2 protein-coding genes are annotated in these 841 nt (G+C 37.6%); both read left to right on the top strand.

Going from position 1 to position 841, the window contains the following annotated elements; translation table 11 throughout:
- The coding region (gene trmD / locus AT685_RS04625) for a tRNA (guanosine(37)-N1)-methyltransferase TrmD (RefSeq protein WP_234696240.1) at window positions 1-608 on the top strand (608 nt) is incomplete at its 5' end.
- Window positions 601-841, top strand: a 241-nt coding sequence (rplS, locus tag AT685_RS04620) for a 50S ribosomal protein L19 (protein ID WP_072151749.1), incomplete at its 3' end; no start/stop codon positions are given. The genes trmD and rplS, both read left to right, overlap by 8 nt.

The raw sequence follows: 841 nt of genomic DNA, 5'->3' as shown, positions 1-841 counted from the left end.
AGATTTATGTTCACGACCTTCATGATTATGGGATTGGTAGGTATAGGCAAATTGACGATCATCCTTACGGTGGAGGAGCTGGTATGATATTGAGACCGGAGCCAATTTTCAATTGTATTGAAAAGTTGAAAAGCGAGAGGGAATATGACGAGGTAATTTTTTTAACCCCTGACGGAGAAATTTTCAATCAAAAAATGGCAAATGAATTCTCAAAACTAAATAATATAATTCTCCTTTGTGGTCATTATAAGGGAGTTGATGAGAGAGTTAGAGAAGCACTTGTAACAAAGGAAGTTTCAATTGGTGATTATGTTTTAACTGGTGGAGAGCTTCCGGCACTTGTTGTCATTGATGCGACGATTCGGCTTATTCCTGGTGTTTTAAACGATATTGAATCTGCCATGACGGATTCCTTTCAAACTGGTCTTCTTGATCATCCACATTATACGAGACCTGCTGAGTTCCGAGGAATGAAAGTTCCAGAGGTTTTACTCTCTGGAAATCACGAGCTTATAAGAAAGTGGAGGTATGAGAAAGCGCTTGAGAAAACAATAAAAAGAAGAAAAGATTTGTTAAACAAAATCACAGGAGATGATAAAAATGGATAAAGTAAAACTTGTTGAATCAAAATATCTTAAAACGGACATACCAGACTTTAAGCCTGGTGATACTGTCTCTGTTCATGTGCGTGTTGTTGAGGGTGACAAAGAAAGAATTCAGGAATTTGAGGGTATTGTTATTTCAAGAAGAGGAAGTGGGTTAAGTGAGACATTTACGGTTAGAAAGATAAGTGATGGTGTCGGGGTTGAAAGGATATTTCCTCTTCATTCGCCTTCAATTG

This window comes from Candidatus Kryptobacter tengchongensis, assembly GCF_001458555.1.
Taxonomy (GTDB): Bacteria; Bacteroidota; Ignavibacteria; order Kryptoniales; family Kryptoniaceae; genus Kryptonium; species Kryptonium tengchongense.
The sequence above is the reverse complement of the archived record's forward strand: the minus strand, read 5'-3'. Positions and strand labels throughout refer to the sequence as shown.